General features: G+C 65.2%; 12 protein-coding genes and 1 riboswitch. Of the genes, 5 read left to right on the top strand and 7 right to left on the bottom strand.

Annotation, left to right across the window (positions count from 1 at the left end):
• Nucleotides 1-101: 101 nt before the first annotated feature.
• From purS to purL, 3 genes are read left to right on the top strand one after another with little or no spacing between them, the layout of a single operon-like run.
• A complete protein-coding gene (gene purS / locus AC3A4M_RS07895; RefSeq protein ID WP_139003965.1) occupies nt 102-374 on the top strand; it encodes a phosphoribosylformylglycinamidine synthase subunit PurS in 273 nt (90 codons plus the stop codon).
• On the top strand, nt 374-1,147 hold the full coding sequence (gene purQ, locus AC3A4M_RS07890; protein WP_498735059.1) for a phosphoribosylformylglycinamidine synthase subunit PurQ: 774 nt from the start codon (nt 374-376) through the stop codon (nt 1,145-1,147). Before purS ends, purQ begins: the two co-directional genes overlap by 1 nt.
• Nucleotides 1,147-3,537 (top strand): phosphoribosylformylglycinamidine synthase subunit PurL, encoded by a 2,391-nt coding sequence (gene purL / locus AC3A4M_RS07885; RefSeq protein WP_498735057.1) that lies wholly within the window; start codon nt 1,147-1,149, stop codon nt 3,535-3,537. Before purQ ends, purL begins: the two co-directional genes overlap by 1 nt.
• A 75-nt stretch (nt 3,538-3,612) precedes the next feature.
• Here the strand turns inward: purL and AC3A4M_RS07880 are convergent, their stop codons facing one another.
• A complete protein-coding gene (locus AC3A4M_RS07880; protein WP_498735056.1) occupies nt 3,613-4,182 on the bottom strand; it encodes a putative endonuclease domain-containing protein in 570 nt (189 codons plus the stop codon).
• 560 nt (nt 4,183-4,742) lie between these two features.
• Nucleotides 4,743-7,550 carry an alpha-amylase family glycosyl hydrolase gene (locus tag AC3A4M_RS07875; protein WP_498735054.1) on the bottom strand — a complete coding sequence of 936 codons (2,808 nt, stop codon included), beginning with the start codon at nt 7,548-7,550 and terminating at the stop codon, nt 4,743-4,745.
• A 355-nt stretch (nt 7,551-7,905) separates the two neighbouring features.
• Here AC3A4M_RS07875 and AC3A4M_RS07870 point away from each other — a divergent pair, with 355 nt between their 5' ends.
• Nucleotides 7,906-9,237: a serine hydrolase domain-containing protein gene (locus tag AC3A4M_RS07870; RefSeq protein WP_498735053.1), complete on the top strand. Its 1,332-nt coding sequence runs from the start codon at nt 7,906-7,908 to the stop codon at nt 9,235-9,237.
• 11 nt (nt 9,238-9,248) lie between these two features.
• Here the strand turns inward: AC3A4M_RS07870 and AC3A4M_RS07865 are convergent, their stop codons facing one another.
• The 4 genes from AC3A4M_RS07865 to AC3A4M_RS07850 form a co-directional block, all read right to left on the bottom strand.
• Entirely contained in the window at nt 9,249-9,569 is a 321-nt protein-coding gene (locus tag AC3A4M_RS07865; RefSeq protein WP_074700108.1) for a putative quinol monooxygenase, read from the bottom strand.
• A gap of 66 nt (nt 9,570-9,635) precedes the next feature.
• A complete protein-coding gene (locus AC3A4M_RS07860) occupies nt 9,636-10,187 on the bottom strand; it encodes a DUF1990 domain-containing protein (RefSeq protein WP_498735051.1) in 552 nt (183 codons plus the stop codon).
• Nucleotides 10,184-10,732: a hypothetical protein gene (locus tag AC3A4M_RS07855; RefSeq protein ID WP_498735050.1), complete on the bottom strand. Its 549-nt coding sequence runs from the start codon at nt 10,730-10,732 to the stop codon at nt 10,184-10,186. Before AC3A4M_RS07855 ends, AC3A4M_RS07860 begins: the two co-directional genes overlap by 4 nt.
• Nucleotides 10,729-11,121, bottom strand: a complete 393-nt coding sequence (locus AC3A4M_RS07850) for an MmcQ/YjbR family DNA-binding protein (protein ID WP_498735048.1) — start codon at nt 11,119-11,121, stop codon at nt 10,729-10,731. The genes AC3A4M_RS07855 and AC3A4M_RS07850 overlap by 4 nt, the downstream gene beginning before the upstream one ends.
• A 180-nt stretch (nt 11,122-11,301) precedes the next feature.
• Between AC3A4M_RS07850 and AC3A4M_RS07845 the strand changes: the two genes are divergently transcribed.
• A complete protein-coding gene (locus AC3A4M_RS07845) occupies nt 11,302-12,141 on the top strand; it encodes a DUF1206 domain-containing protein (RefSeq protein WP_498735047.1) in 840 nt (279 codons plus the stop codon).
• A 78-nt stretch (nt 12,142-12,219) separates the two neighbouring features.
• Here the strand turns inward: AC3A4M_RS07845 and AC3A4M_RS07840 are convergent, their stop codons facing one another.
• Nucleotides 12,220-13,626: an LLM class flavin-dependent oxidoreductase gene (locus tag AC3A4M_RS07840; RefSeq protein WP_498735046.1), complete on the bottom strand. Its 1,407-nt coding sequence runs from the start codon at nt 13,624-13,626 to the stop codon at nt 12,220-12,222.
• Nucleotides 13,627-13,715: 89 nt separating this feature from the next.
• Nucleotides 13,716-13,805: riboswitch (SAM riboswitch) on the bottom strand.
• Between the last annotated feature and the right edge of the window lie 107 nt (nt 13,806-13,912).

Genomic DNA, 13,912 nt, shown 5'->3' with positions numbered 1-13,912 from the left:
GAGGATGCAAGCTCGCGGAGCGCTGGATCAGCGTGAGACGGCACGGTTTCCGCGCGCCTCGCTTCGTTGAAGAGCCAGATTCCAAGCACAGGAGTTACCGGATGCCCCGGATCGTTGTTGATGTCATGCCCAAGCCCGAAATTCTTGATCCGCAGGGCAAAGCCATTGCCGGCGCGCTGAAACGACTGGGCCAGACCGGCTTCAGCGAGGTCCGCCAGGGCAAGCGCTTTGAGCTCACCGTCGACGGCGAAGTGACCGCAGAGATCCTGGAGCAGGCCCGCCACGCGGCCACCACGCTGCTGTCCAACCCGGTGATTGAAGACGTCACCCGCGTTGAGGTCATCGTCGAGGCCACCATCGGAGCCGGCGAGTAATGACTGAAACTCCCCTGATCGGCGACTTCTCGCCCGTGCCCGACAGCGGCCTGTCCGGTGCCCGCATTGGCGTCATCACCTTCCCCGGCACGCTGGATGACCGGGATGCTTCCCGCGCTGTCCGCATCGCCGGCGGCACGGCCGTCAGCCTCTGGCACGGCGACCATGACCTGAAGGGCGTTGACGCCGTCGTAATTCCCGGCGGTTTCTCCTACGGCGACTACCTGCGCGCCGGCGCCATCTCCCGCTTCGCGCCGCTGATGGAGCAGGTTGTCGATGCTTCCAAGGGCGGACTGCCCGTGCTGGGCATCTGCAACGGTTTCCAGGTCCTGACCGAGGCGCACCTGCTGCCCGGTTCCATGATCAAGAACAACCACCTGCACTTCCTGTGCCGCGACCAGAAGCTGCGCGTGGAAAACAGCAACACCGCGTGGACTTCCGAATACGCCGCAGGCTCCGAGATTGTGGTGCCGCTGAAGAACCAGGACGGCCAGTACGTCGCGGACGAAAAGACGCTGGACGAGCTCGAGGGCGAAGGCCGCGTGGTCTTCCGCTACGTCGACGTGAACCCGAACGGTTCGCGCCGGGACATCGCCGGCATCTCCAACGCGGCCGGGAACGTTGTGGGCCTCATGCCGCACCCTGAGCACGCCGTGGAAGCCGGCTTCGGCCCGGACTCCTCCGCTTTCGGCGATGTTGAGCTCGGCGGCGGCACGGACGGACTGGGAATTTTCACCTCTGTACTGAAGAAGATTGTGGCAGGTGCCAAGTAATGAGTGAACGAGTGGACGCCCGCTTGGAGACCGCCGACGAGGCGAAGAACGAGCACGCGGAATTCGGCGACGTCGCGCACGCCGTCGAAAATATTGAAGGACGCAAGTTCAACATCGACACCGTCAAGCACGCGGAGGAGACCCCCGACACCGCGCTGCCCTGGGCCGAACTGGGCCTGAAGGAAGACGAATACAACCGGGTTGTCGAGATCCTGGGCCGCCGCCCCACCGCGGCCGAGCTCGCCATGTACTCGGTGATGTGGAGCGAGCACTGCTCCTACAAGTCCTCCAAGGTCCACCTGCGCCAGTTCGGCGAGAAGGTCACCGAGGACATGAAGAAGCACCTGATGGTGGGCATCGGCGAGAACGCCGGCGTCGTCGACATCGGGGACGGCTGGGCCGTCACTTACAAGATCGAGTCGCACAACCACCCGTCCTTCGTGGAGCCCTACCAGGGCGCTGCGACCGGCGTGGGCGGCATTGTCCGCGACATCATCTCCATGGGTGCCCGCCCGGTGGCCGTGATGGATCCGCTGCGTTTCGGCGCGATCGACCACCCGGACACCGCGCGCCTGGTCCACGGGATTGTGGCCGGCATCGGCGGCTACGGCAACTCCCTGGGCCTGCCGAACATCGGCGGCGAAGTGGTCTTCGACTCGGTTTACCAGGGCAACCCGCTGGTCAACGCGCTGGCCGTGGGCGTGATGCGCCATGAGGATATCCGCCTGGCCAACGCGTCCGGCGTCGGCAACAAGGTGGTCCTCTTCGGTGCGCGCACCGGTGGCGACGGCATTGGCGGCGCCTCTGTGCTGGCCTCCGAGTCCTTCGAGGACGACGGCAAGCCGGCCAAGCGCCCCGCCGTGCAGGTGGGCGATCCGTTCGCGGAGAAGGTGCTCATCGAGTGCTGCCTCGAACTGTTCAAGTCCTCCGTGGTGGAGGGTATCCAGGACCTCGGCGCCGCAGGCATCTCCTGCGCCACCTCGGAGCTGGCTTCCAACGGCGACGGCGGCATGCATGTTGAGCTGACCTCGGTGCTGCTGCGGGATCCGTCCCTGACCCCGGGCGAGATCCTCATGTCCGAGTCGCAGGAACGCATGATGGCCGTGGTGACGCCGGAGAACGTCGCCGCGTTCGAGGCGATCATGGACAAGTGGAACGTCGAGTACTCCTGGCTGGGCGAGGTCACCGACACCGGCCGCCTGATCATCGAGTGGGACGGCGAAAAGATTGTCGACGTCGACCCCCGCACCGTGGCGCACGAAGGCCCGGTCTACGAGCGCCCGTACCACCGCCCCGAGTGGCTGGACGGCCTGCAGGCTGACACCTTCAACAGCAGCGCGGCCGAGCGCCCCGCCTCCGCCGAGGAACTTAAGGCCGCCGTGCTGGAGCTGATGGCTTCGCCGAACATGTGCTCCAAGGACTGGGTCACCAACCAGTACGACCGCTACGTCCAGGGCAACACTGCGCTGGCCATGCCGGACGACGCCGGTGTGATCCGCGTGGACGAAGAGACCGGTCTGGGCGTCGCCGTCTCCACCGATGCCAACGGCCGCTACACCTACCTGGATCCGTACCAGGGCGCGCAGCTTGCCCTGGCCGAGTCCTACCGCAACGTCGCCACCACGGGTGCTGTCCCGATGGCCGTCTCGGACTGCCTGAACTTCGGCTCCCCCGAGGACCCCGAGGTCATGTGGCAGTTCGCCGAGGCTGTCCGCGGCCTGGCCGACGGCTGCCAGGAACTGGGCATCCCGGTGACCGGCGGCAACGTCTCGCTGTACAACCAGACCGGCGGCGTGGCCATCCACCCCACCCCGGTAGTGGGCGTGCTGGGCCGTTTCGACGACGTCGCCCGGCGCACTCCCTCCGGCTGGCGTGAAGACGGACAGGCCATCTACCTGATGGGCGTCACCAAGGACGAGCTGGACGGTTCCGAATGGGCCAACCTGCGCGGCCACCTGGGCGGCAAGCCGCCGGCCCTGGATCTGGCGGCCGAGAAGCTGCTGGCCGAACTGCTGATCAACGCTTCGCGCGACGGCATGATCGACGCCGCGCACGATCTCTCCGAGGGCGGCCTCGCCGCTGCCCTGTCCGATATGGCCCTGCGCTTCGGCGTCGGCGCCCGCATCGGTCTGGGCGAGGTTTGCGAGCGCGACGGAGTGGACCTGTTTACCGCACTGTTCTCCGAAAGCCAGGCACGCGCCGTCGTTAGCGTGGCCCGGAGCGAAGAGGTGCGCTTCAAGGACATGTGCAGCGCCCGCGGTTTCGCCCACATCCGCATCGGCGTGGTGGACACCGAGAACCAGGCGCTGGACTTCCAGGACCAGTTCTCGCTGCCGCTGGCCGAACTGAAGGAAGCCCACGAGGGCACCCTGCCGAAGTACTTCGCGTAGGTCCCCGCTCTTTCCGATCCGCTGAGCAGCTGATGCCCTTTCCAGACCTGGGAAGGGCATCAGCTGCTTCCTCGTTCAAGAGTGAGGGGCAGAACCCGGAGACCAGCCTTGGTCGACGAGGACTCTGCGGATCTTGGCTACGGCTGCCCGGGCACCGTTGGACATTTCTCCCTTGGTGATCCGGCGCTCCAACCAGCCGGCGGCTGCCGTGATGTCCCCGCGCCGGACATCCCGTGCCATTTGTTCGGCCGAACGGTGATGGTCTCCCTCGTACTCGATGGCGATCTTGAATTCGCGGTACTGCATATCGGGCGAATGCCAGCTGCGCCCGGAGTCATCGACCAAGGGCTGATTCAGTATGGGTTCCGGAAGTCCAGCGTCAAGCAAGGCCAGCCGCAGCCGTGTCTCCTGAGCGGAATCAGCGCCTACTCGGACAAGTCCTACCGCCTCTGCCGCCCGGGTCACACCCCGCTTCCCCTTGTGGGCTGCGATGACATCATGTAGATCCGCAATAGCAGCATGCGGCTTGTTCCGGTTTTCTAAGTTCCGCCGCGGTTTGCGTACCAAATGGTCGCCGATTACGACCAGGTCGTCGACCGGCAGGATCTGGGCCAGGTCCAGCCACGTCTTCGTCCGGGAGGTCACTCGTACGCCTTGGTGCACAGCAATCTCACCCGGTAGCAATACAACGCGGTGCCCGACTATCCCCCGTCGGCGCGGAGTACTGGCTGTGCTTGGCCGGGAGATGTGCACCTCGGACAGTTCCTCCACCCAGTGCGGCAACGGGAACTCCCAGATCACCGCAGCAGTTGCATGCGAGATGGCGGAGCCGGACGTAACCCATGAAAGCGCCCGGACTTCGTCTGCCCGTGACAGCGGGACCGAACGGGGCAGCCTCACTCCCCTGCTCGGACTGTCGAGCTGACTGTTCCTGAGCTGCTTTACGGACAGGCCCGCGTCCACACCTTCCTGCCAGCGGAATGAAGTGGTGGCCAGATGATCGGGAAGCTCCTGCGGATAGCGCATCTCTCCATGTTGAACGGCCAGCGCGCGCCGCTGGACGTTATCCACAGCCGTTACGTGGATTCCCTGCGGACCCGTCGAACGAGGGAGCAGCAGAGGCCCTTCCCATGGCTGGGTAGGGCATCTGCTGTCTCTTCGATCGGGAGTGGGTGGTGGGAGGGAAGGTGGGTGGTGGCGCCGGGTTAGTTTGTCCCGGGGATTGCCTCGATCAGGCGGAGGCGGTGGTCATAGCGGAAGGTGACCGCACCGCCAGGATGGTCCAGCGCGATGTTGGCCCCGTTCCGCACTCCGTCCGCCCCGTAGTTCTCGTCCCAAGACCGGTTCAGCGCGGCCTTGAACTCATAGGACCCCTTGGCAAGGTCCGGCACTTCCAGCCGCCACGTCCCGTCCGCGGGGTCGAAGGTCAGCTGGGCCTGCGCGCAGTCGGGCAACCAGTCACCGGTGCAACCCAGCTCCGAGTTCAGGCTGCCGGCAACAGCAACCGCCTGCGGCTGGACCACCACGTCGCCCACCTCAACGGTGCGGACCTCGCTCACAGAGCCGCCCAGAAGCGCCCGGTACTGCACCCGCGTCCCGTCGGCCAGCCCGAGCGGCTCCAGGTCATCGAAGACCGTGTAGGCCGGCGAGGATTCGTCCGAGCCGATGGCCGTCCATTCCCCGTCCCCGACCCGCCGCTCGAAGGCTACCTCGTGCGTCGCTTTCTCGGGGCTGGCAACCGCGCTGACTTCCGCGCGGCCGGAAACGCTGGCGCCTTCCTCCGGCAGCACCATGGAAACCGCGGGCTCCGGGACTGCCGCCGACACGGTCCCGCTCGCCTCCGTGTGGCCGCCGTTATCGCGCACCACCGCGCGGTACTCGACGGGGGTCCCCGGCGCCAGGTCTGCGACGTCATGGTAGATCCGGTAGGGGGCGTTGTCGTCCGTGCCTGCGGGCTCCCAGCCACCGCCGGCCACTCGGGCCTCGAAGCTGACCTCGTAGAAGGAGCTTCCTTCCACGTCGGCTGTGACCTGCAGGCGCCCGTTGTCCTCCACAGCGGCCACCGGCTCCTGCAACTCGATACCCGGCGCCGCCTTCGAATGCGGGATCCGCCCGCTGGACTGGTACACGGCCGACGACAGCGCCGGTACCGTCACGGCCAAGCCGCCGTCGTCCGCGGTTTTCACCGAATCGTCACCGCCGTGGATCTGGGTGAAGTTGCGCTTCGGGATGTAGGTCGGGATGGTCGCTGACTGCTCCTGCTCGCTGTTGTTGAGCACGACGACGTATTCCCGCTGGTCTCTCGCATCGATCCTCGAGAAAGCGTAGAGCCCGGGCCCGGACGAGGCATAGCGGTGTTGCTGGGCGCCGTCCCGGAGCGCGGGGTGCTCGGCGGTCAGCGCCGCCAGGTCCGCGATGGATGCGTAGAGCGGTTGGCCGGGATCGAAGTTGTCCGAGACGTGGGTGGCATCCGTGCCGATGAGGTCGTCGTCGAGATACTCTGGCACCTCGCTGGCGAAGAGCGTCTGCCGCGCGTCCTGGTCCCCGCCCGGCCCGGTGAAGCCCTGCTCGTCACCGTAGTAGATGACCGGGTTGCCGCGCGAGAAGTACATCAGCTCGTGCGCCAGCCGGTCCCGCGCCAGCCACTCGCCGTCGCCGGCGTCTGGGTTGTCCGCCACGATGAAGCTGCCGATGCGGCCCATGTCATGGTTCCCTAGGAACGTGGGCAGCTGGTAGGCGTTGGAATCCGCGTCCGTGTACCAGTCGTCGCCGGTGAAGAACGCCTCCAGCGACCCGGCGTCCTGACCACGGGAGGCGAAGTTCCGGGCGGCGTCCTGGAACGGGAAGTCCAGCACGGCCTGCATCCGGTTGCGGGTGGTGAACTGCGAGGTGAAGTCCTTGGTGGTGTCAAAGACCTCGCCAAACATGAAGAATTCGTCCTTGCCCTGGCTGTGCGCGAAGTCCAGCACTTCCGGCCCGAACTGCTGCCAGAACTCGTCGTCGACGTGCTTCATCGTGTCGATCCGGAAACCGTCCACCCCGAAGTCCGCGATCCATGTCTTGTAGATCCCGACCATACCGTCCACCACTTGCGGGTGCTCGGTAAACAAGTCGTCCAGCCCGAAAAAGTCACCGTAATAGGCGTCCTCGCCCGCGAAGGTGGTGTCCCCGCGGTTGTGGTACAGCTCCGGGTCGTTGAGCCAGCCGGGGACCTTCACGTCCTCTTCGTCCGCGTCGAGCACGGGGGTGTAAGGGAACGACGACGCCGCATCCAGCTCGGGGAAGTCCTCCCCGCCGGCGTAGTCGCGGTCGTCGAAGGGCTGACCATCTGCCGTCAGGTAGGGCGACTCGTCCTTCGAGCGGTAGGGGGTCCGGGCGCCCTCCTCGTAGCCGATCACATCCGCGGTGTGGTTGGTGATGATGTCGAAGTAGACCTTCATGCCTCGCTCATGCGCCTGGTCGATGAGCGACTTCAGCTCCTCGTTGGTGCCCAGGTGCGGATCGATCTGAGTGAAGTCCGTGATCCAGTAGCCGTGGTACCCGGCGGAAGGGCCGTCCTCGAGCTGCACCGCTTTGTTCTTAAAGCTGGGCGTCAGCCAGATCGAGGTGGTGCCAAGGCCCTGGATGTAGTCGAGGCGCTGGATCAAACCCGCCAGGTCCCCGCCGTTGTAGAAGCCCTTCTTCGTCGGGTCGAACCCGGAGACCAGCGGATCCGGGCCGAGCCCGCCGTCGTCGTTGGCCGAACTGCCGTTCTCGAACCGGTCCGCCATCACGAAGTAGAAGTTCTCGTCCGTCACCGGCGCCCGCAGGGAGTGCCGGGCTGCCGGAGTGTCCTCGTTCTGAGGAACCGGTCGGGCACCCGGTTCAGCATGGGCCGGGGCGGCAGTCGCGGCCAACAGCAGCGACAGCCCGAGTGCCGCAGCCCATCGGCCTCCAGCGCGAATGCGGGACATCACGCCGGATGGGCACGCGGAATCCGAGCGGGATGTGGAGTGGGGACGGGCAGCGGGCATGGTGGCCTCCTGAGACGGGTGAACCCTTCAATCGCCAAGCGTGTCCCCGCTCACATTCACTGTCAATAGTCCGACCTATCTGCGGCACTGGGCATACGGTTTTAGCTCGAATGCACGACATTTAAGTCGCTGTCCAAGCAAAGGTGCGGACTTCGGCGTCGGCGCCGCGATCGGTCTGGACGAGGATTGCGAGCGCGATGGTGCTGTCCGCTTACCCCAGTTGCGGGCGCATTTCCGATGAAGCCTCCGGCAGCTATTCTGCCCGGCGGCCAAAGGGAGTATCTTGGCGGTAGCGATTGGCGCGACTTGCGGCCAGTCAGTAGCGGGGGCGGAAAACTTCAACCCGGAGTCTCTCATGCCCCAAGCACCCAGCCCCAGAAACCGTTCCCGCGGCAGTTGGTTTGCCGCCGTTTGCCTGGCAGCGGCCGCCCTTCTCGGCGCCACTGGGTGCACTTCGGGCGGCCCTCCGCAGTCCATGGAAACGGTCGAGGCTGAGCCGGCGACGACGGCGGAATCATCGGGAGGGGCCACGTCGGAGGCAGCACCGACGGAAGCGGCCTCTCCGAGCCTGCGGCCGGTAGACGGGGAAAGGCTTCGCGGGATTTTTGAGAGCATGGCCGGTGAACTGCTGGTTCCCGGCGCGGTGATGCTGCTGCATACGCCGGAGGAGGAGTTCACTTTCACCTACGGTATGGACGCGCTGGAAGGTGGCAACCCTGTCACACTGGAGGACCACGTTAGGATCGGCTCCATCACCAAGACCTGGACCGGAACGGTCATCCTGCAGCTGGTGCAGGAAGGCAAGCTCAAGCTGGACGACCCGGTCTCGAAGTACCGGGATGACGTGCCGAACGGCGAGAACATCACCATCGAGCAGCTGCTCAACATGCGTAGCGGGCTCTACAACTACTCGGAGTCCTACGAGCTCAGCCTGGCCCTCGACGAAACCCCGCAGCGCGTCTGGACACCGGAAGAACTGCTGGATATCGCGCTGCCGCTGCCCGTGTATTTCCCGCCCGGCGAGGGCTACCACTACTCGAACACCAATACCGTGCTGCTCGGGCTGATTGCCGAGGAGCTGGACGGCAAACCGCTGGCGGAGGCCATTCAGGACCGTATCCTCGAACCGCTGGAGCTGACGGAATCGGCCTTCCCGCCGTCGGACACCACGCCCCTCGCTTCGCCGCACCCGCGGGGCTACATGTTCATGAACAACGTGATGACCATCGCGAGCACCAAGCTGCCGGCGGACCTGATCGCGCAGGCGCAGGAGGGAACGCTGGAACCGCACGACGTCACGGACGAAAACGCCTCGTGGACCTGGGCGGCGGGCCAGGGAACGTCGACGGCGGGTGACCTGGCCGACTGGGCCGAGGCCCTCACCGGTGGCGGAGTCCTGAATGAGGAAATGCAGAAGATCCGGCTGGACAGCCTCCAACCGGTGGATCCGGACGACCCGAACTCTCTGCTGTACGGCATGGCCATAGCGAAGTTCGGCGAGCTGTACGGCCATACCGGCGAACTGCCGGGCTTCAACTCATTCGCGGGGCACGATCCGGGCAACGACCTGACCCTGGTGGTATGGACAAACCTGGCCCCCGCAGCGGATGGGCGGGATCCGGCCGCGGCCATTGCCCGCGAACTGATCGGGGAACTATACGCCCCGGCCGAAACCCCTGCCCCGTAGTTCAGCCTGGATCAGGCGACGGTCATTTCGCCCATCTGGTCCCAGTCTTCGCCGTCGATCTGGCGGCTGATGATCCGCGGGGTTTCCTGCAGGTACTGCGGCTGCTCGGCCATCGCCTTCTTGAAGTGCTCGCTGTTGACGTGCGTACCGGCTGCATCATCCTGGAAGGCTTCCACCAGGACGTACTCGTTGGCATCGTCAACGCTGCGGGACCAGTCGAACCACAGATTGCCCGGCTCCGCCCGCGTAGCTTCAGTGAACTCCCGGACGAGCTCCGGCCACTGGTCTGCGAACTCGGGCTTGACCTTGAACTTGACCACAATAAAGATCACGGATTGTTGCCTTCCTGTTGGGCGAAACCGGTCCACGGCTCCGATCAGAACTGTCCTTTCATCCTTTCACGCATCCGTTGAGATGCTGGATGCCAGCTTTCGCGCCGCAGCCAGGTACCGGCGGGTGACGAGTCGCTGGCAGGCTGAGGCAACCGCTCCGCCGAGCTTGTAGAACCAGTTGGAGTGCCGGCTGAAGGCAAACAACTCGAAATACACCTGGCCATCCGGCTCAAGCACCGCCACGAAACTCTCTTCTCCCGTTTCCGGATGACCGGGCAAAGTGCCGTAGCCAAACCCGGCACGTGTGGTGCTTTCCTCGACCCAAACAACCCTGCACGGCGCCGCCAGCCGCAATCTCCCGAAGCCGAAGCCGGGCACCACGTGAACGCCCTCCGCTGACCGGGGAACCTGGGCCCTGACGGTGAGCCCGGCCAGCCGGTGCAGCTCCCACCCCAGTATGCCCTCAGCCAGCCGGTTGAACGCGTCCCGTCCCGCGCCCACGGCCACACGATGCCGGGCAATCCGGTAGCCCCTTGGGGCGCGGCTGCTCTGTGTCCAGCCGTGCTCCGGATAGGTGAGCTTTGCATTCACGTCGAAACCGTCAACCCATCCCGTCATTGTCCGCTGTCCCTACCCTGCTGGGACTGGACGGACGCACTCTGGCCAGCACCGCCGTCGTACATTGCATCACCCAGATCGGTGTGGAAGTCCCTGGCCCAGCGTTCCAGCCGCGGATCCTGGCTGCGCGCGATCACCGCCAGTCCGCTTTCCGCCCACTCCTCGGCGAGCGAGGGGTCCGCCTGCCCGACCATCCGCATGGCGTCCACGGAGATGAAGTCCTGTCCGATCTCGGCGGCCAGATGCGCTGCGTCTTCGAACAGGCCCACTGCCTCCGCCCGGTGCCCGCTTGCGTTCAGGATCCTTCCGCGCTCCAGCAGGATGCGGGCCAGGACCACCGGTTCGCCGTCGTCAATCCGCGCCAGCAGGTCCAGCGCTTCCGCAAACCGGGACTGCATCCCAAGGGCCCGCGCGATCTGGGTCGCCAGCTCGTCGCGGTCGGTACGCAGCGCAAACCTATTGGTGTCCGCCGCCCGCAGCCGCTGTTCCGAACCCTTCGGATCCGAGAAATCCCACACTTCATCGAGCAGGTCCTGGGAAATCACGCTTCCTCCCGCGCGAGCCTGGTCCAGCCCAAGGATTCGCGGTCGCGGCGGGGCATGCCGGCCACCACCAGGTCATAGGAGTCCTCGATCATGTCGCGAATCATGTCATCGGGCAGCTCACCGTCGCAGCGGACGCCGTTCCAGTGCGTTTTGTTCATGTGATACGCGCCGGTGATTTCCGGATGGGCGGCGCGCAGCTGCTCGGCCAGCGCCGGCTCGCACTTGAGGCTGATGCTCAGCGGGTCCGCGCCCAGGTCCGAGAGCGCGAACATCTTCGCGGTGCTACTGCCGGCCCGCACCTTGAACACCGAGGCGTCTGGCCCGAAGGGAAAGTCCTCAAAAGCGCCCGGCAGGTCCAGGCACATGCCGCGCAGCGTTGATCCGTCCACCCATCGAGCCTACCGCCGGGGGCCGGGGGCAGGAAGATCGACGGTCCGCCTGTGGACAAGTTGGGCTTTCCAAGTCTGGTCCAAGTCTTTGGTGGGAGGATGGTTCCAGGAGTACGACGGCGGCGCGCCCTTGTCGGGGCGCGTTGCCTTTGGCTGTACGAGGCAGGCGGAGGTGCGCGCGTGAGCGGCGAAGTGGAGAAGGCGAAGCACCAGGCGAAAAGGGCGAAAGACGGCGCCGAGGAAGCCTCGGAGTCGAAGACTTTGGAAGTGGTGGCGCGCTTTGGCTGGGCCGCCAACGGGCTGATGCATCTGCTGATTGGCTATATTGCCTTGCGGCTGGGCCTTGGGGCATCGGGGGAAGCAGACCAAACCGGTGCTATCTCCCAGCTGGCCAGCACACCGGGAGGCGTCTTCCTGCTGTGGGCCGGGCTCATCGCCTGCGCCGCCTTGGCACTGTGGCAACTCGCCGACGCCGCATTCGGTTACCGCGGGTTGGAAACCAAAAAGAAGTGGGGCAAACGGTTCAAGGCAGCCGGTCTGGCAATCGTCTTCGCCGCCATCGGTTTTACGTTCGGCATCTATGCCCTTGGCGGCAAGAGCGACAGCAGTCAATCCTCACAGGACGCCAGCGCCCAATTGATGGCGTTTCCCGGCGGAGCGCTGGTGCTTTTCCTGATCGGCGCCGGCATCGCCATCGCTGGAGCCTTCTACATCTACAGAGGCATTACGCAGAAGTTCCTAAACGATCTGAAACCCCTGCCCCCGGGCGGCACGAGGATCGGCATCGGCTGGGCCGGTTCTTTCGGCTACGTGGGCAAGGGGGCTGCGCTGTTGGTGCTTGGCATTCTTTTCTCGGTCGCGGCGTTCCACCAGGATGCAGAGGAAGCCAAGGGTCTCGACGGCGCACTGAAGGCGCTGAAAGAACAGCCCTTCGGCGACGCCGCGCTGATTGTGGTGGCCCTCGGCCTCATCTGCTACGGACTGTACTTGGGCGCGCGTGCCCGCTACGCCAAGATGTAGCGGGCACGCACCGGGCCTACGCGTACCGGATTCCTGACGCCGCCCCGGGCCTGGGTCAGGAAAGCCTCACCGACTAAGTCAGGAAGCGGAGACGGCTGCGCCGAGGCGATAGCCGGCACCCCGGTGCTGCTCCGGCAGCCGGTCGCCCTTGCCGAACAGCTTGTTGCGCAGCGTTCCTTCCGCGTACTTGGTCGGGTAGGCGCCACGCTTTTGCAGTTCCGGAACAACGAATTCGACGATGTCCTCAAAGGTACCCGGTGTGATGGCGTAAGCCAGGTTGAAGCCATCCACATCGGTCTCGTCCACCCACTCGATGAGCTTCTTGGCAACTTCCTCGCCGGAACCAACGGTGATCGGTCCAAAACCGCCGACGCCGACCCATTCGGCCAACTGTCGAATGGTCCACGGCTTGCCGTCGTCGCCCGAGGCCTTCTGGAACGTCTCCACGGAGGACTGGATGGCGTTGGACTTCACGTTCTCGCCGATCACGTCGTCCGGCCCGTAGCTGGACAGGTCCACACCCATCCAACCTGAGATCAGCGCCAGTGCACCGTTGACGTCCGCGTAGGACTTGTAGTCCTCGAACTTGGCCTGAGCGGTGGCGCTGTCCGGACCGGTCACAACGGTCTGCATCGCGTAGATGCGAACGTCGTAGCGGCCGCGGCCGGCTGCCTCCACCGCATCGCGGATCTTCTTGACTGAAGCGGCCAGCATTTCCTTGGTCGGGCACGTGACGAAAACGGCTTCGGCATTCGTTGCCGCGAACTCGGTCCCGCGCTTGGATGCGCCGGCTTGGAAGATGACCGGGGTGCGCTGCGGGCTCGGCTCAGTAATGGCGATGCCGGGGACCTTGAAGTACTTACCCTCGTGGCCGATCTCGTGCACCTTGGCCGGATCCACAAAGACACCGGCTTCCCGGTCCTTGACCACGGCGTCTTCTTCCCAGGAACCTTCGAGCAGCTTGTAAACCACCTCAAGGTACTCGTCGGCGTGGGCGTACCGCTCGTCGTGCTCCATCTGGTCCGTTTGGCCCATGTTGCGCGCTGCAGACGGCAGGTAACCCGTGACCACATTCCAGCCGACGCGGCCGTTGGTCAGGTGGTCCAGCGTGGCCAGTCGCCGGGCGAAGGGGTACGGATGCTCATAGGCGGTGCCGGCAGTGAGGCCGAAACCAAGGTTCTCGGTCACCGCGGCCATAGCCGAAACCAGCATGAACGGATCGTTGACCGGGACCTGTGTACCCGCGCGGAGCGTGACTTCGTTTGAGCCGCCGAACACGTCGTAGGTGCCCAGCACATCGGCGATGAAGAGACCGTCGAAGAGGCCCTCTTCCAGCACCTTCGCCAGGTGCGTCCAGTAGCCGATGGTCTTGTAATCGGCGGACTTGTCCTGGGGATGGCGCCACAGACCGGGCGACTGGTGTCCAACGCAGTTCATGTCGAAGGCGTTGAAGCGGATTTGCCTGGGGGCGGGTACCAATGTCATTTCAGACTCCTTCATGACCGTGAAGAGCCCCTACACCGGTAGCTGCGGTCGCTGACGAATACCGCGGCGGCTACCGAAAGAATTTTGGATCTCCATCGGTCCTGGCGGTAGCACCTTCCTCAAAGAGGGGGTTGCTGCGGCGTCAACGAGCCAGGTCTCTCAGCCGCTCTGGATGGTTACAGCTCCATTCCACCGCAGTCCGGCGGCGGGCGCGAAATCCTTACGTCATACCGGGTAATCCCCCGGCTGCTTTTCGCGCACCCGCCGTCCGCGACTGCCGTCGGCA

Source organism: Arthrobacter sp. Soil_C_60 (genome assembly GCF_057656375.1).
This window is presented reverse-complemented; position numbering and strand designations above follow the sequence as displayed.